Source organism: Nocardia anaemiae NBRC 100462 (assembly GCF_001612725.1).
GTDB classification, from domain to species: Bacteria; Actinomycetota; Actinomycetes; order Mycobacteriales; family Mycobacteriaceae; genus Nocardia; species Nocardia anaemiae.
The window spans coordinates 40461-56729 of sequence record NZ_BDAZ01000010.1; the positions used below are offsets into that span (position 1 = coordinate 40461).

A 16269-nucleotide genomic window follows, 5' to 3' on the forward strand; every position below is an offset into this window, starting at 1 on the left:
GGCGCCACCGTTTTCTTGGGAGCCGAATGATGCGACGCAAATGGTTGATCGGTGCCGCGCTGGTACTCGTGGTGGTGTTGGCGCTGGCGGTCGGCGGCTACTACCTGATGAACTCGCGCACCTTCCAACTGGCGGGGCGGTTGGTGAACCGGGTCGATACGACCGACAAGGTGGTCGCATTGACGCTGGACGACGGGCCGACCGACAAAGCACCCGAGGTGCTGAAAGTCCTTGCCGAAGCCAGGATTCCGGCCACCTTCTATCTCATGGGTCGGGATCTGGCCGCGCATCCCGAATACGGCAGGGCGATCGCGCAAGCCGGTCACGAAATCGGCAATCACACCTACAACCATCGCCGCATGGTGCTGGTCTCCGGCGATACCGTGCGCGACGAGATCGAACGAACCGACGCGGAAATCGCGAAAACCGGTTACCAGGGTCCGGTCACCTTCCGGCCGCCCTACGGCAAGAAGCTCTGGGCGCTGCCGAAGTATCTCTCCGACCACGACCGCACGACGGTCACCTGGGATGTGGAACCCGATTCGGGCAAGCAGGCGAGCACCGACGCCATCGTCGCCGAAACCGTGGCCGAGGTGCGGCCGGGCTCCATCGTCCTACTGCACGTCATGGGTCAGTGGAACGAATCCCTCGCTGCCATTCCACGCATCGTCAACGAACTCCGTTCCGCCGGTTACCAATTCGTCACGGTATCGGAGCTGTTGAAGCACTAGAGCATGCCGTAGGCGTGGGTGGGTGTCAGGCGCACGAGGGCACGACGGTCGGTGACCATGGCCTTGCGGTACTCGTCCCAGTCGGGGTGCTCGCCTGAGCCCGCGCGGTAGTAGGCGACCAGTTCGTCGACGGTCTGATCGTGCGGGTCGGCGGCCACCGGCGTGAGGTCGACGGTGCCCTCGATGACGGCATAGGCGAAGAAGTCGTCGCGGGTGACGTGGATCGCGGCCCACGGATCACGCACCAGATTGTGGTATTTGGCCCGATCGGCGGTGATCGAGATCCGAATGATCCCGTCGTCACCGACCACATGCAACACATTGGACAGCTGTGGCCGCCCATTGCGCCGAATCGTAGTAAGCACGGACCGCTTGGTAGTCCGCGCAAAATCGACAGCCGACGAAATTTCCATGTCAGTCCCGGTGGTAGGCGGCTTGAGCCTCGTGGACTCGGGGCATGTTGGTTTCGATGATCTGGATCAGGTCTTCGAGGCGTTCGGCGACTTGGGCGCCGAGGTCGGTGAGGGTGTATTCGACTCGCGGGGGGATGGTTTCCTGCACCTCGCGGTGGACCATGCCGTCGCGCTCTAGGGCCTGCAGGGTCTGCGAGAGCATGCGCTCGCTGACGCCGTCGACGCGGCGGCGCAGCGCGCTGAACCGGTACGGCCCTTCGCGCAGCGCGACCAGGGCCAGGGTGCCCCAGCGGCTGATCACATTCTGCAGCACCGGCCGGGAGGTGCAGTTTCGGGCGAATACGTCGGCTTCCAGCGTCGGATCGTCGGTATCCACCAACGGGTTGCGCTGAGTGGTCATGGAATCGATAGTACCCAACTTGACCAAAGTGGCTACGGAATGCATAGTGCTTACTAATAGTTAGTACTAGATGAAACGTACAGACCATGGAGGTAAGTCATGACCGTCGCCGTTACCGGAGCAGGTGGACAGCTGGGCCGTCTCGTCGTCGAGGCGCTGTTGCGCGAGGGGGCCACGCCGGTGGTCGCGATCGTGCGTGATCCGCAGAAGGTCGCCGATCTGGCCGAGCGGGGCGTCGAGGTTCGGCAGGCCTCCTACGACGACGCGGAAGCGCTCGACCGCGCCCTGGCCGGTGTCGACCGGGTGCTGCTGGTCTCGGGTAACGAATTCGGTGCGCGAGTCGCCCAGCACACCAACGTAATTCGGGCCGCCGAGCGCACGGGCGTGCAACTGCTCGCCTACACCAGCATCCCGCGCGCCACCGAGAATCCGCTCATCCTGGCCCAGGAGCACCGGGGCACCGAGCAGGTGCTGGCGGAATCGACCGTCCCGCACACACTCCTGCGCAACGGCTGGTACTGGGAGAACTACTTCGGCGCGCTCGGGCACACCGTCGAGTCCGGCGTGCTGCACGGTGCCGCGGGTACCGGGCGAGTCGCCGGTGCCGCGCGCGCCGATTACGCGGAGGCAGCCGCCAAGGTGCTGACCACCGATGGCCACGCGGGACAGATCTACGAACTCGGCGGCGATGAGCGCCTCACCTATGCCGAACTTGCCGAGGTGATTTCGCAGGCATCCGGCAAGCCGGTGCGCTACGAGAACCTGTCCAAGGAGGACTACACCGCGGCGCTCGAGCGGGCCGGTCTGCCCGGCGACTATGCCGCGGTGCTCGCCGATGCGGACGCCGGTGTCGGCGACGGCATCCTCGATGTGGACTCCGGCGACCTCCAGAAACTGCTCGGCCGTCCCTCGACTCCCGCCGTCGAGGTCTTCCGCACCGCCCTCGCCTGACGCATCCCGCGTGGCCGCACTATCCGCGGAATGAATCGGTAGCTGAGCCGCCGAGTCGCGCAGTGATGCATCGACCACCGGTGGCGTGGTGGCACCGTTGCACACCGCCACACGTGACCGGCTTGCACGCCACAGCCGCAAGGCATTGATGCCGCTTGCAAGCCTGTTGCGCATCAAGGGAATTGGTCAGGACGCCGAGGTGGCACGCCTTGCTCACCGCACAGCGTGCCACCTCGACACGCATGAGACCCAGTGCGCCAAGTGCGGGAACCGCATCAGACCCACTGCACCAATTGCAGGATGATGCCGTTCGGGTCGGTCGTCTGGAAGTAGCGCTCGCCCCAGGGCTCGGTCTCGATCGGCGTCACGATCGGGACGCCCTCGCGCTGGAGCCGTTCGTATTCGGCATCGATATCGTCCACGACGAACGCGACCAGTAGACCCTCGCCAGCACTCCCCGCCCGCTCCTTCGGCTTGAAGCTGTCGAGACCGGTGCGCAGGTAGCACAGGGTGAAACCGGCATCGGGGCGGGCGACCGAGACGAAACCGTCGGCCGACATCTGCTCGGTGAAGCCGAGATGGTCGATGGCGAACTTCGCCGAGGCCTGCGGATCGGCGACATTGAGCGAGATGGCGGAAGCGGTGATTTTCAAAGGTCCTCCTCGGGGTCGACCAGAAATACTATACATAGTACGCTGTACCTTGTACAGAAATTTTCGCACGACGTGGATCACGCCGATACGATCGGCTTTCGCGCAGGGGATCTCGCGAAACGAGGAGGCGGCATGGCCGAGCAGTCACGGGACCGCAGCAGCGCGGGCGATCCCGTGCGCACCTTGGAACTGCTGTGGCGCGTGCCCGCCGCGTCGGTGCGTGGACCGAAGCAGCGCAGCAGTGTGGACGCGGTGGTCGCGGCGGCCATAGAAATCGCGGATGCGGATGGGATCGGCGCGCTCACCATGCGGGCCGTCGCCACCAAGCTCGGGCTGACGCCGATGGCCACCTACACCTACGTGCCGGGCAAGGCGGAACTCATCGACCTCATGCTCGATGCGGTCTATCGGGAGATGTCGCGGGCCGATCTGGCGGATATGCCCTGGCGCGATCGCGTCGCGACGATCGCCGCCGAGAATCGCGCCATGCTGGTGCGCCACCCGTGGGTCGCCTACCTGCCGACCACGCGGCCGCCACTCGGCCCCGGCATCGCCGCCAAATATGAACACGAACTGCGCGCCTTCGACGGCCTCGGCCTCGACGATCTCGAAATGGACGCGGCCGTTACCTATGTCCTCGGCTTCGTCACATCGGTGGCTCGCATTGCCATCGACACCGAGCGTGCCGCCGCCGAGAGTGCCATATCGGATCGGCAATGGTGGGAGCGCGCCGCCCCGCTACTGGCCCAATTCTTCGACGCCGAGCGCTATCCACTCGCCGCCCGCATCGGCGCGGTCGCGGGTCAGACGCACGACTCCGCCTACAGCGCCGACCATGCCTATGAATTCGGCCTGGCGCGAGTGCTGGACGGCTTGGCCGAGCTCATCGAAAAGCGCTGAGCCGCAGGGCTATTGATCGCTGGTCTCATTGTGCGGTTTCGGATGCCGTGCGGCGTCCGCACCGATGGGAAGCATGAAGCTGGTGATCACGATGGACAGAAGGATGAAACCCGCCACGATCAACACGAGGCTGACGGTCATGACGGCCCCCTTTCTCCTATCGAGCCGACAGCTAATGGTCAGCTAGCTTGATGGAGGGGTTTCCGATCCTGGTGCCAGCACACTATGGCGTGCGACACATGTCGGTTATATGTCTCGAAAGCTGTGGTTGCTGCATGACGACGGGAACGAGAATCGTCACTGAGTGCGTGTTGCTTTTCAGTTTAGGGGCTTTCGGATGTGATCGCTCTGGAATTGCTAAATCGGTCAGACGCCGTCGCGCTGGATCCGCAGCGCGGTGATGGTCGCGGCCAATCCCTCGTACTGATTGATGAGCAGAACGATTTCGATCAGGCTGCGCTCGTCGTAATGCTCGGCAAGGGCGGACCAGGTGGCGTCGTCGATATCGCGGGTCTCGACCAACTTGTCGACCGCGGTGAGCAGCGCGCGATGCTTGTCCGACCATCCGTCGGCGGCGGGTCCGGTGCGAACTCGGTCCAGGATTTCCGGCGTGACACCGGCCCGCCTGCCGAGGCGAATGTGATGGTCCATCTCGTAGGCGCAGTCGCGCAGCTCGGCGACGCGCAGGATGACCAGCTCGGATTCATGTCGGGGCAGTCGGCCGCCCGGCATCAACCGTCCGGAGAAGTGCAGCCAGCCGCGGAACAATCCCCCGGTGCGGCCGAGTGTGCTGAACAGATGTGCGTCGTCGGTGCCCGCCGCACGCGAAAGTATCTGCCAGACAACCCAATTGACCGGACCGAGCTCCCGGAGCCGACCGGGTGAAATGCGTGGTTGCAACGCCGAAACCATGCCTGTGCCTCCTTGTCCGCCGCCGGTAGCGGGGTCCGTCCTGCCGGACCGAATCCGAGCGTACTAGCGGGTAGGTCCGCGATCGGCGGGTCGGCGGTACCGAGTTGCGCTTTCCGGTGGTCTTCGCGGCGACGGCGGGTCATCATCAGTACCGGCGCGGTGGATGTGGGGCGCCGGGGTGAACCGGATGAGGGTAGGAAATACGCGATGCTGGTGAAGATCAAGACCGGAACGATTCTCTCCGGGGCCGAACAGGAGTTCGTGGAATGCCTGCGGTTGTATCCGACGACCGCTGTCGCATTGATCGGTCTCGAGGTCGGCGATCATGGATCTCGTCGGGTCGACGCGGTCATCCTGACCCCGCGCGGCATTACCGTGGCCGATATCAAGGGCTTTCGGCGCCGCCAGAGCGGGATTCTGAACATTCCGGGCGACGGTCGGTGGACGATCAGCGCCGAGCCCGCCGACCTGGACGAGGAGATCTCCGGCAATCCGGTCGATCAGCTGGAACACAGTGTGCATGCGGTGAAGACCCGGCTGGAGCGGGCGCTGATCGATCCCGGCCACATCTGCGGCGCCGTCGTGCTCGTGCCGTTCCGCGGGGTCGCGGTGCGGCCTGCCCGGACCAACCTGCGCCCCGGCCTGGATGTCCTCGTCTCGAATGCCCGTGACGCGACCGAACTGCGCATCTACCTCGAGGGTTTCTCCGCTGGACCGCGCAGCTGGACCGCGGATCGGGTCGTCGCCGCCTGCGATGCGCTCGGCGCCGAAAAGCCTTCGCGCGCCGAGTTGCTCGCCGACGGCTTCGACGAGGTGCAGCCGAAAGCGCCGTCGCTCTCGGCGCGGGAGATGCGCCAGCATGTCATCCCCGCGCCGCTGCCGCCGAGTAAGCGGCAGACGGCGGCGGGGTGGGTGGTCTTCGCGGCCGCGCTGGTCGGAATGGTGGTGGTGCTCATCGTGATCGCGAGTTCGCTCGCGCACGATTCGGCCGATCCGGCCCGCGAACCGAATACCTCGACACCGAGCGTGACGCCCTCGCCGCCGCCGTACCATCCGACCCCGTGCTGGCCCCTGCAGACCAACTGCTGATCAGAACGCGGCTTCGTCCAGCTCCATGATGTCGTTATCGATCGCGGCGATAATGTTCTTCACCGCTGTCAATTCCGGCAGCACGTTCTTCGCGAAATAGCTTGCGACGGCGACCTTTCCGGAATAGAACGCCCGATCCTTCTCCGGTGCTTCGGCAGCCAGTGCGGCGGCCGCGATCTCGGCCTGCACCAGCAGTCGCCAGGCGATGAGCAGATCGCCGACCGCGAGCAGGAAGCGCACCGAACCGAGTCCGACCTTGTACAGCTGCTTCGGATCCTGTTGGGACGCCATCAGATAGCCGGTCAGCGTGGCAGCCATCGCCTGCACATCCTCGGCCGCGGTGGCCAGCAGCGCCCGCTCGGTCTCGAAGCGACTGGTCTTCGCCTCCAGGAAGGCCGCGATCTGCCCGTTGACGTGCGCGAATGCCACGCCCTTATCCCGAATGATCTTGCGGAAGAAGAAATCCTGCGCTTGGATCGCGGTGGTGCCCTCGTAGAGCGAGTCGATCTTCGCATCGCGGATGTACTGCTCGGTCGGGTAATCCTGCAGATAGCCCGAACCGCCGAGTGTCTGCAGCGATTCGGTCAGATATTGGTAGGCCCGCTCGGAACCGACGCCCTTGACGATCGGCAGCAGCAGATCGTCGACCCGGTGCGCCAATTCGGCATCGGCACCCGAAACAAGTTGCGCCACATCGGCATTCTGGTGGGCCGCGGTGTAAAGGTATACCGCGCGCAGACCTTCGGCGTAGGCCTTCTGCATAGCCAGCGAACGCCGCACATCCGGGTGGTGGGTAGTGGTGACGCGCGGAGCGGCCTTATCCGTCATCTGCGTCAGGTCCGCACCCTGCACGCGCTGTTTGGCGTATTCGAGCGCATTGAGGTAACCGGTCGACAGGGTGCCGGTGGACTTGATGCCGACCACCATGCGGGCGTTCTCGATCACCTGGAACATCTGCGCGATGCCGTTGTGCACCTCGCCGACCAGCCAGCCCTTTGCGGGCACATCGGTCGCGCCGAAGGTCAGCTCACAGGTGGGCGAGGACTTCAGACCCATCTTGTGTTCGACGCCGGTCACATAAACGCCATTGCGGTCGCCCAGCTCCAGCGTCTCGTGATCGAACAGGAATTTCGGCACATAGAACAGCGACAGGCCCTTGGTACCTGGACCGGCGCCCTCCGGGCGAGCCAGTACCAGGTGGAAGACATTCTCGGCGGTCTCACCGACATCACCGCCGGAGATGAAGCGCTTGACGCCCTCGATGTGCCAGGAGCCGTCCTCCTGTTTGATCGCCTTGGTCCGTCCCGCCCCCACATCCGAACCGGCATCCGGCTCGGTCAGCACCATGGTGCCAGCCCAGCCGCGGTCATAACCCTTTGTGGCCCACTGCTTCTGCTGTTCGGTGCCGACATTGAACAGCACCGAGGACATCACCGGCCCCATATTGAAGAAGCTCGCCGCCGGGTTCGCGCAGGTGAGCATCTCGTTGATCGACCAGACCACCGCGGCGGGCGCGGACGTGCCGCCCATCCCCTCCGGCATGCCGAGCCGACTCCAGTCGGCCTCGTGCACCGCCTGGACGGTCTTGCGTAGCGGTTCGGGCACTGAAATCGAGAAGGTGGCCGGATCGTAGACGACCGGATCACGGTCGGCCGCGGCGAACGATTCCGCCACCGGTCCCTCGGCCAGCCGCTTCACCTCGGCCAGGATCTCCCGCACGGTTTCCGAATCGAGATCGCCGTAGGCACCCGTATCAAGGAGTTTGTCCAGTTCTAATACCTCGAACAGATTGAACTCGATATCCCGAACGTTCGCCTTGTAGTGACCCACCGGTCCTCCTCGGACTCACGCCTCCACGACCGGGCAGCCGCGGAATCGGCGTTTTGACGTTGTACAAAAAGAGCCTGCCGTACCGCTGTCTTGCTACGCAACCGTAGGCAGGACGCGGTACTCACAGCGGTTTGCCGAACGATTTCTACAAACGTTCACACGACGGAAACGTGCGCAACGGACTCGTCACCGAGAGATATTCCGCCGCAACAACTTCTGTCTAACGTTCGCAGCACGAATACAGCCGTTGTATACAACCCGGTCCACAGGGCCCGTTCGAGCGACCCGCAAGCAGTCGTTACGGCGGCGTGACCGGGGCAAAGGCGGGTGTATTCGACGCGGCGCACGCAGCGCCGCCGAACACCTGATGAGTGAGAAGGGTGGCGCCCCATGCCAGAATCCCGTGATACCCGTCGATCGCGTTCGCGCCGCGTCGGCAAGGCGCTGGTCGCGCCGACGGCCGTCGCACTAGCCGGTCTGTTGCTGACCGGCTGTGGCGCCAAGGATGACGCCTCGACCAGCGGCTCCAACGCCTCGTCCTGCGTCGACACCTCGAAGGACTCGATCAAGATCGGCTCGCTGCACTCGCTGTCGGGCACCATGGCGATCTCCGAAGTCACCGTTGCCAACTCGACCAAGCTGGCCGTTGACCAGATCAATGCCGCGGGCGGCGTACTCGGCAAAAAGCTCGACCTGGTGTTGGAGGACGGCGCCTCGGATCCGAAGACGTTCGCGGAGAAGGCCGAGAAGCTGATCAGCTCCGACTGTGTCGCCGCGGTATTCGGCGGTTGGACCTCGTCTAGCCGCAAGGCCATGAAGCCGAAGTTCGAGAGCCTGAATTCGCTGCTCTACTACCCGGTCCAGTACGAGGGGCTGGAGGACAGCAAGAACATCTTCTACACCGGCGCGACCACCAACCAGCAGATCCTGCCCGCGCTGGATTATCTGAAGCAGAAGGGCATCAAGTCCCTGTACCTGGTCGGCTCGGACTATGTCTTCCCGCAGACCGCCAACCGGGAGATCAAGGCGTACGCGGCGGCGAACGGAATCGAAATCAAGGGTGAGGACTACACCCCGCTGGGCTCCACCGATTTCTCCACCATCGTGAACAAGGTCCGCAATGCCAAGGCAGGCGCGGTATTCAACACCCTCAATGGCGATTCGAATGTGGCCTTCTTCCGCGAATACACCAACGCCGGCCTGAAAGCCGCTGATATGCCGGTCGTTTCGGTGTCCATCGCCGAGGAGGAGGTCGCCGGTATCGGCGCGCAGAATATCGCCGGACAGCTGACCGCGTGGAATTACTACCAGACGGTCGACACCCCGGTGAACAAGAAGTTCGTCGCGGACTACAAGGCCGCATTCGGTGCCGACAAGCCGACCTCGGACCCGATGGAGGCCGCCTACGCCTCGGTCTTCCTGTGGAAGAACACCGTGGAAAAGGCGAAGTCGTTCAAGGTGGCCGATATTCAGGCCGCGGCCGACGGCGTGACCTTCGAGGCGCCGGAGGGCCTGGTCACGATCAATGGCGCCAACCATCACATCACCAAGACCGCCCGCATCGGCGAAATCCGCCCGGACGGACTGATCTACACGGTGTGGGACTCGGGCAAGCCCGTGACGCCGGACCCGTACCTGACGTCCTACGACTGGGCCAAGGGCCTCAAGTAGTCGACCGGCGCCGGATGCGGGCTCTGTGAGGGGCAGCCCGCATCCGGCCGACCCGTTAGGAATCCGAATATGGATGTGTTGATCGGCCAGCTCTTCACCGGGCTGAGTCTGGGATCCATTCTTCTGCTTGCGGCGCTGGGCCTTTCGCTGACCTTCGGTCAGATGGGCGTGATCAACATGGCGCACGGCGAATTCATCATGGCCGGGTGTTACACGACTTATGTTGTGCAGAAGGTCATCTCGTCGGCCGGGGTATCGCTGGTCGTTTCCTTGCTGATCGGCTTCCTGGTCGGCGGCTTGCTCGGCGCGGCCCTGGAAATGGGTCTGATCCGATGGATGTACGACCGGCCGCTGGACACCCTGCTCGTCACCTTCGGTGTGGGACTCGTGCTGCAACAGGCCGCGCGTGACATCTTCGGCGCACCCGCGAAGAACGTGCTCGCACCCGATTGGCTCAGCGGCGGTATCACCATTCTCGGCGCGGTGGTACCGAAGACCCGCATCTTCATCCTCGTGCTCGCGGTCGTCGCCGTGACCGCGCTGGCCACCGTGCTCAGAACGACTCCGCTCGGTCGGCGCATCCGCGCGGTCGTGCAGAACCGCGGTCTGGCGGAGACCAGCGGTGTCTCCAGCCGTGTCACCGATATCAGCACCTTCTTCATCGGCTCCGGCCTGGCCGGGGTCGCGGGCGTCGCGCTGACCTTGATCGGTTCGACCAGCCCGACCATCGGGCAGAGCTATCTGATCGATGCATTCCTGGTCGTCGTGATCGGCGGGCTCGGGCAGATCAAGGGCACCGTGATCGCGGCCTTCGCGCTCGGCCTGCTGAATTCGTATATCGAGTACTCCACGACGGCCTCGATCGCGAAGGTGATCGTCTTCGTCATCATCGTCATTTTCCTGCAGGTTCGTCCGCAGGGACTATTCACCGTTCGGACGAGGAGTCTGGCATGACCACACTCGGACAACGTTGGCGCGCACATCCTTCCGTGACCGCGTGGGGCGGCTTCGTCGTGGCCGCGATCCTGCTGTTCGCGGTAGCGCCCGCCGTGCTCAGCGATTTCCGGCTCAACCTGCTCGCCAAATTCCTGTGCTTCGCGATCGTGGCGGCGGGCATCGGATTGGCTTGGGGCCGTGGTGGAATGCTCACGCTCGGGCAGGGCGTTTTCTTCGGCATCGGCGCGTACATCATGGCGATGCATCTGCAGATGGCCGATGCGGCCCGGCTGCACAATGAGGTTCCGGAGTTCATGGAGATCGCCGGTATTCGCGAATTACCCTCGTTCTGGCGGCCTTTCGCGTCGGCTCCGGTCGCACTGATCGGCATTCTGGTGCTGCCCGCGCTGATCGCGGCGGCACTCGGCTACGGCGTATTCAAGCGTCGGGTCAAGGGCACGTATTTCGCGATCCTGAGTCAGGCATTGGCCGCGGCACTCGCGATTCTGCTGACCGGACAGCAGAAGATCGGCGGGTTCACCGGATTGTCGGACTTCCGTGCGTTCTTCGGCTTCAAGCTCTCGGATCCGGTCAACCGGCAGATGCTGTTCTTCATCACGGCGGGCACCTTGTTGTTGGTGGTCGCCGCGGTGCGCCAACTCATGCACAGTCGCTACGGCGAATTGCTCATAGCCGTGCGTGATCAGGAGGAACGGGTGCGCTTCCTCGGCTACGACCCGGCCGATATCAAGATCGTGGCCTATGTCGCGGCGGCATTCTTCGCGGGTATCGCGGGTGCGCTGTTCACCCCGATTGTCGGCATCATCTCGCCCGCCGATATCGGCGTCGTGCCATCCATCGCATTCATAATCGGTGTCGCGATAGGCGGACGGACCACGCTGCTCGGGCCGGTACTCGGCGCGATCGGCGTGGCCTGGGCGCAGACGGCGCTCTCGGAGGAGTTCCCGTCCAGCTGGACCTATCTGCAGGGTGTGCTGTTCATCGTGGTCGTCGGATTCATTCCGGCGGGTCTCGCCGGGGTGTGGCCGATGTTGAAGGGGTTGCGGGACAGTAGGTTTCGCAACGCATCCGCGCCTGCTCCGGTGCTGGTCGATGAACCGCTACCCGAAGTCGTGACCGAGGAGAAGGTGGAATCCCGATGAATGCGCACGACCCGAAGCCGGGCGGCAATGCGGGCATGTCGAGCGAATATCTCGAAATCCGCGGTCTCTCGGTGAGTTTCGACGGATTCAAAGCGGTCTCCGATGTGGATCTCACTGTGCTGCAAGGTGATCTGCGGTTCCTGATCGGCCCCAATGGCGCGGGTAAGACCACACTCATCGATGCGATCACCGGTCTGGTGCCCGCCACCGGATCCGCGCAGAAGTCCGGCGTCGAATTCCTCGGCAAGAAGGTGCACCAGATCGCCAGGCTCGGCATCGGTCGAACCTTCCAGACGGCAAGCGTTTTCGAGCAACTCAGTGTGCTGCAGAATCTCGATATCGCCGCGGGCGCGGGGCGTTCGGCGCTGACGCTGTTGCGCCGCCGCAAATCGGTATTGCCGAGTATCGAAGAGGCACTGGATATCACCGGGCTCGGCGAGCTGCGCGATAAGCCCGCCGGTGTGCTGGCGCACGGACAGAAGCAGTGGCTGGAGATCGGCATGCTGCTGGTGCAGAACGCCTCGGTGCTGCTGCTCGACGAACCCGTCGCTGGGATGAGCGCCGAGGAGCGTGAGGAGACCGGAAATCTGTTGCGGCGCATCGGCGGTGAACGCATTGTCATTGTGGTCGAGCATGATATGGATTTCATGCGGTCATTCGCGACCTCGGTCACCGTGCTGGCCGCGGGCAAGATACTCAGTGAGGGCACCGTCGAACAGGTGCAGGCCGATCCGAAGGTGCAGGAGGTCTACCTCGGAACCGCGGCGGCCATCGGCACAGAACTCGAAGACGCGCAGACCGCGCAGGAGCTGACCGCGAAGGAGTCCGCCGATGTTTGAGCTCATCGACATCCATTCGGGTTACGGCCGGACCGAGGTGATCCACGGCGTCTCGATCACCGTTCCGGACGATAGTGTGGTGGCGATCATGGGGCACAACGGCGCGGGTAAGACCACGCTGCTGCGTACGGCAGTCGGCCTGATCGGCACCAAATCCGGACAGATCAACTTCAACGGTGAGTCGATCACCAAGATGTCGCCGTCGCGTCGCGTCAAACGCGGTATCGCGTATGTGCCGCAGGGACAGCAGAGTTTTCCGCAACTGACCACCGCCGAGAATCTGCAGGTCGTCGCCGACGGCCGCAAACGCGGTAAGGCATTGATCGACGAATCGCTGGATCTGTTTCCCGCACTGCGCGAACTGTTGAATCGCAAGGCGGGCCTGCTCTCCGGCGGCCAGCGCCAGCAATTGGCCATCGCGAGGGCGCTGATCACCGAGCCGAAGCTGCTGATCCTCGATGAGCCGACCGAGGGCATCCAGCCGTCGGTGGTCGCCGAAATCGAGCGCACCATAATCGATTTGACCGAGCGTGGCGGACTCAGCGTGCTGCTGGTGGAACAGCACATCGGGTTCGCACTGCAAGCGGCGCAACGCTATTACGTCCTGCAGTCCGGCCGCGTCACGTCCACCGGCGACGGCGGAGCGGGCGCGGAGACCTCGGTCCGCTCGGCGATGGCGATCTGAGCTGGCCGCCATGACGCGCAGGGGTCGGGTTCCGCTCAGCGAGCGGGTCTACGAATCGCTGCGGCGGGACCTGGCCACGGGGGCGATCGTGCCCACCGAACGGCTCGGCGAGGAACGCCTTGCCGAGATCTACGGGGTTTCGCGCACCCCCGTGCGGGAAGCGCTCGCCCGGCTGCAGGCCGACGGACTTGTGCAGCGGCACGCCGATGGGCTGTATCCGTATCGACCGCGATTGGCGGAGCTGGACAATCTGTTCGAGTTGCGGATTGTGTTGGAGACCAGGGGAATTCAGCGCGTCATCGGTATCGGTGACGAACCCGCACCGGCACACGATTCGGCGCTGGTGCGCGCGGAACTCGATATCTGGCGCGCATTCCGCGACGATCCGCCCGAACCGGGACCCGCACTGGTCGCCGCGGACGAGCAGTTCCACACGACTCTGCTCGCGGCGGCGGGCAATACGGCGCTGGCGGACGCACTCACCGGCGTGTACGTCCGGGTCCGCCCGGTCCGCACCCTCGACCTGCCGACGCCGGAGCGGATCGCCACCATGACCGCCGAGCACATCGCGATCGCCGAACACCTGCTCGCCGGTGCTCCGGATGCCGCGCTGCGCACCCTCACCGCACACATAGGTAGCTCGCGAAAGCACGTGCTCGCGCGTGCCCAGCAGGCGATCGAGTTCACCAAACTCTCACGCGCCGTGCGGGATTGACGCTTCGGCCAGCGGTCGCGTTACGCGGAACCCGAGCAACGTCGATGCCATGGGCGGCGAAAAGGCAGTCAATCAGCGAGGAGCTTCAGAACGACCGGCCGGGACAGGGTGCCCGAAACCTGGCGGGCGAGTTGGTTGGCGCTGGTGCCTTCGGCGTGCGCGTCGCGCAGGGCGGCGGCGAGCTCGTCGCGGGCCGCGTCGGCGGCGGCTTGGGCTTCGCGCAGGCGTTGGGCGGCGCGGTCTACGGGATCGGTCGGGGCGTCGGTGGCTGTGCCGTCAACCGTGCTGGCCGGTTCGGCGGTCAACTCGTTGACCGGCTCGCGGTGCGGTATGGATTTGTCCGTTCGCAGCGCGGCCCTGGCGAACTCCATCATGAATTCCCGAGTCGCACCCTGGTTCTCCGCATCCGCGCCGAGCAGTAGGCGGGTGGTCTGCGGGACCGCGAGGCTCCAGTTGGACAGGCCGCACAGGGCGAGCAACAGTCGGCCCGCGTGGCTGGCGTCGACATCGAACTGCTCCTTGGCGCTGTCGAATTTGCGCAGGTAGTGCTGGGCGCGCCAGCCGTCGATATCGTGCGCGTCGGTGCCGCGGTGCAGTCCCTCCCAGAGCAGAAGCCTCAGCAGCTGCGGGTTTGCGCGGTGGTAGTCGAACAGCTTGCCCACGTACTCGCCGGGATCGGTCTCGGCCAGAGGTTGGACCACATCCATGAATTCGCGCATGGTGTCGATCAGGATGACGTCGAAGAGCTTGTCCTTGCTGCCGAACAGGCCGTAGATGCGCTCCTTGTTCACTCCGGCCGCCTCGGCGATCCGGTCCACGCGCGCCCCGGCCAGGCCGTATTCGGCGAACTCGTCGCGCGCGGCGCGCAGCAAGGCCTGCTTGGTCGCGTCGCTGCGTTTCATCGTGACCGTCATGACCGATACTTTACCATCTCATTAAACCAACTATTTGGTTGACAATGCCGGTGCAGTAGGCCTAACTTCGTCCACATGGCAACGCCGACTCTTCAGCTTCCGGCCGGTATTCCGGCTCCGGCACGCACTCGCAGCGCGTCACCACGCGCGCACACCGGGCGTACCCTCCCTGTTTTCGTCCTGTCCGCCCTGCTGGCCACCGGCCAGATGTACATTCCGATTCCCCTGTTCACGGCCATGAAGGCCGATTGGCATGTGGGCGCGGGCGTGATGACCTGGATCATCAGCGCCTTCGCCTTCGGCTATGCGGGCGGCTTCGTGCTGTTCGGCCCGCTGTCGGATCGCTACGGCCACCGCCGGGTGCTGGTCACCGGCATGATCGTCGCGGCAGTGGTCACACTGTTGACCGGGCTATCGTTCAGTGCGCCGCTCGCGGTCGGCCTGCGCGTCGCGCAGGGGCTCGTGGTCGGTTCGATACCGCCCGCGATCATGGCCTATATCGCCACCCGCATCGCACCGGCGCACCGGGCGGTGGTCACCATGTCGGTGGCCACATCCTTCCTGGCCGCGACCGTGCTGGCGCAGATCGCCTCGCAGGCTGTCGTCGCCGCGTTCCCGTGGCGCACCATGTTCATCGGCTCGGCCGTCGTCTTCGTGGCGCTCGCATTCGTGTTGCGTGCGGTCATGCTCGATGACGCGCCCACCGGTCGCGACAAGCCACTCGTGCACAGCTACGCCGCGATTCCGGCGGTGCTGCGCATCAAGGCGCTGCTGCCGATGCTGGCCGCGGGCGCGCTGGCCATGGCGGTGATGGTCGGGGTGTACACCGGCATCGAAATCACCGGTCTGGTCAAGGGTTCCGGTGAACTGCTCGCGCTGCGTGCGGGTGCGCTGCCGGTCATGTTCGCACTGCCGCTGCTGGCCATCCCGCTGTCCCGCCTGACCAAGCCGGGACAGATGGTGCTTGGCGTGCTGGTGGCCGCGACGGCCATGGTGATCGCCACCTTCGAGGGCACCCACCTCGCGGTGCTGACCATCCTGCTCGCCGTGCTGGTCGGCGGGCTCGGCGTCATCGCGCCCGCGGTCCTGCAAACCGCAGGGGAGTTGGGTGGTGAGGCTCGCGCTGCCGCATCCTCGGTCGCCATGTTCAGCTTCTATGTCGGCGCCACCGCCGGGCCACTGGTGGCCGCGGTCGCCGCCCCGCACGGCTTTTCGGTGCTGGCCTGGACGCTGGCCATCCTGCTGGTAACCGCGCTCGGTCTGACCCTGCTCGGGGTGCGGATCCAGCGGTCGTCGCTACCGGCTTAGCCGAAAGCGCCAGGCCGACATCGGAATCGCCGATGTCGGCCTGGCGCATATGATGCAAGCGGCCGCAGAGAGCTTGCGAACGACGCGCGGCGGAGGTAAGCGCCCAGTGTCTGCGTGTGCACACCCGACAATCGGAGATCATGAAGAACTCCGCGCGCG

At 64.8% G+C, this 16269-nt stretch carries 18 protein-coding genes; 11 read left to right on the top strand and 7 right to left on the bottom strand.

The features are described 5' to 3' along the window. The first annotated feature begins 29 nt into the window (after nucleotides 1-29). Complete coding sequence (locus NA5_RS07835; RefSeq protein ID WP_157110291.1) at nucleotides 30-731, top strand: polysaccharide deacetylase family protein; 702 nt, start codon at nucleotides 30-32, stop codon at nucleotides 729-731. On the opposite strand, the gene NA5_RS07840 is transcribed toward NA5_RS07835, so the two are convergent. Both NA5_RS07840 and NA5_RS07845 read right to left on the bottom strand, forming a co-directional pair. Further along, nucleotides 728-1144, bottom strand: a complete 417-nt coding sequence (locus tag NA5_RS07840) for a PPOX class F420-dependent oxidoreductase (protein ID WP_062983460.1) — start codon at nucleotides 1142-1144, stop codon at nucleotides 728-730. The two genes, NA5_RS07835 and NA5_RS07840, sit on opposite strands and share 4 nt — an antisense overlap. A gap of 1 nt (nucleotide 1145) precedes the next feature. Further along, a complete protein-coding gene (locus tag NA5_RS07845) occupies nucleotides 1146-1544 on the bottom strand; it encodes a winged helix-turn-helix transcriptional regulator (protein ID WP_062983462.1) in 399 nt (132 codons plus the stop codon). A gap of 99 nt (nucleotides 1545-1643) precedes the next feature. Here NA5_RS07845 and NA5_RS07850 point away from each other — a divergent pair, with 99 nt between their 5' ends. Then, nucleotides 1644-2495: an SDR family oxidoreductase gene (locus NA5_RS07850; protein WP_062983463.1), complete on the top strand. Its 852-nt coding sequence runs from the start codon at nucleotides 1644-1646 to the stop codon at nucleotides 2493-2495. A 275-nt stretch (nucleotides 2496-2770) separates the two neighbouring features. On the opposite strand, the gene NA5_RS07855 is transcribed toward NA5_RS07850, so the two are convergent. Further along, on the bottom strand, nucleotides 2771-3148 hold the full coding sequence (locus NA5_RS07855) for a VOC family protein (protein WP_062983472.1): 378 nt from the start codon (nucleotides 3146-3148) through the stop codon (nucleotides 2771-2773). Nucleotides 3149-3280: 132 nt separating this feature from the next. Here NA5_RS07855 and NA5_RS07860 point away from each other — a divergent pair, with 132 nt between their 5' ends. Next, the gene (locus NA5_RS07860; RefSeq protein ID WP_062983578.1) at nucleotides 3281-4048 is read left to right on the top strand and encodes a TetR/AcrR family transcriptional regulator C-terminal domain-containing protein; all 768 of its coding nucleotides are present in this window, start codon (nucleotides 3281-3283) and stop codon (nucleotides 4046-4048) included. 9 nt (nucleotides 4049-4057) lie between these two features. On the opposite strand, the gene NA5_RS42815 is transcribed toward NA5_RS07860, so the two are convergent. Next, nucleotides 4058-4189 carry a hypothetical protein gene (locus NA5_RS42815; RefSeq protein ID WP_281201698.1) on the bottom strand — a complete coding sequence of 44 codons (132 nt, stop codon included), beginning with the start codon at nucleotides 4187-4189 and terminating at the stop codon, nucleotides 4058-4060. A gap of 225 nt (nucleotides 4190-4414) precedes the next feature. Beyond that, nucleotides 4415-4948 (bottom strand): carboxymuconolactone decarboxylase family protein, encoded by a 534-nt coding sequence (locus NA5_RS07865; RefSeq protein ID WP_084483969.1) that lies wholly within the window; start codon nucleotides 4946-4948, stop codon nucleotides 4415-4417. 219 nt (nucleotides 4949-5167) lie between these two features. Between NA5_RS07865 and NA5_RS07870 the strand changes: the two genes are divergently transcribed. Beyond that, nucleotides 5168-6049 (top strand): nuclease-related domain-containing protein, encoded by an 882-nt coding sequence (locus NA5_RS07870; RefSeq protein ID WP_062983476.1) that lies wholly within the window; start codon nucleotides 5168-5170, stop codon nucleotides 6047-6049. Here NA5_RS07870 and NA5_RS07875 read toward each other — a convergent pair whose 3' ends face one another. Further along, nucleotides 6050-7879, bottom strand: a complete 1830-nt coding sequence (locus NA5_RS07875) for an acyl-CoA dehydrogenase (RefSeq protein ID WP_062983477.1) — start codon at nucleotides 7877-7879, stop codon at nucleotides 6050-6052. It abuts the gene before it with no gap. A 390-nt stretch (nucleotides 7880-8269) separates the two neighbouring features. On the opposite strand from NA5_RS07875, the gene urtA reads away from it, so the two are divergent. From urtA to NA5_RS07905, 6 genes are all read left to right on the top strand, one after another. Further along, nucleotides 8270-9550, top strand: a complete 1281-nt coding sequence (gene urtA, locus NA5_RS07880; protein ID WP_062983479.1) for an urea ABC transporter substrate-binding protein — start codon at nucleotides 8270-8272, stop codon at nucleotides 9548-9550. A gap of 69 nt (nucleotides 9551-9619) precedes the next feature. Continuing rightward, on the top strand, nucleotides 9620-10504 hold the full coding sequence (urtB, locus tag NA5_RS07885) for an urea ABC transporter permease subunit UrtB (protein ID WP_062983480.1): 885 nt from the start codon (nucleotides 9620-9622) through the stop codon (nucleotides 10502-10504). Then, nucleotides 10501-11649, top strand: a complete 1149-nt coding sequence (gene urtC / locus NA5_RS07890; protein WP_062983482.1) for an urea ABC transporter permease subunit UrtC — start codon at nucleotides 10501-10503, stop codon at nucleotides 11647-11649. Before urtB ends, urtC begins: the two co-directional genes overlap by 4 nt. Next, the gene (gene urtD / locus NA5_RS07895; RefSeq protein WP_062983485.1) at nucleotides 11646-12488 is read left to right on the top strand and encodes an urea ABC transporter ATP-binding protein UrtD; all 843 of its coding nucleotides are present in this window, start codon (nucleotides 11646-11648) and stop codon (nucleotides 12486-12488) included. Before urtC ends, urtD begins: the two co-directional genes overlap by 4 nt. After that, complete coding sequence (gene urtE, locus NA5_RS07900) at nucleotides 12481-13173, top strand: urea ABC transporter ATP-binding subunit UrtE (RefSeq protein ID WP_062983487.1); 693 nt, start codon at nucleotides 12481-12483, stop codon at nucleotides 13171-13173. Before urtD ends, urtE begins: the two co-directional genes overlap by 8 nt. A 10-nt stretch (nucleotides 13174-13183) precedes the next feature. After that, a complete protein-coding gene (locus NA5_RS07905; RefSeq protein ID WP_062983488.1) occupies nucleotides 13184-13888 on the top strand; it encodes a GntR family transcriptional regulator in 705 nt (234 codons plus the stop codon). 68 nt (nucleotides 13889-13956) lie between these two features. On the opposite strand, the gene NA5_RS07910 is transcribed toward NA5_RS07905, so the two are convergent. Continuing rightward, nucleotides 13957-14802, bottom strand: a complete 846-nt coding sequence (locus NA5_RS07910) for a TetR/AcrR family transcriptional regulator (RefSeq protein ID WP_245672140.1) — start codon at nucleotides 14800-14802, stop codon at nucleotides 13957-13959. Nucleotides 14803-14877: 75 nt separating this feature from the next. Here NA5_RS07910 and NA5_RS07915 point away from each other — a divergent pair, with 75 nt between their 5' ends. Continuing rightward, nucleotides 14878-16110: an MFS transporter gene (locus tag NA5_RS07915; RefSeq protein WP_062983489.1), complete on the top strand. Its 1233-nt coding sequence runs from the start codon at nucleotides 14878-14880 to the stop codon at nucleotides 16108-16110. The last annotated feature ends 159 nt before the right edge of the window (nucleotides 16111-16269 follow it).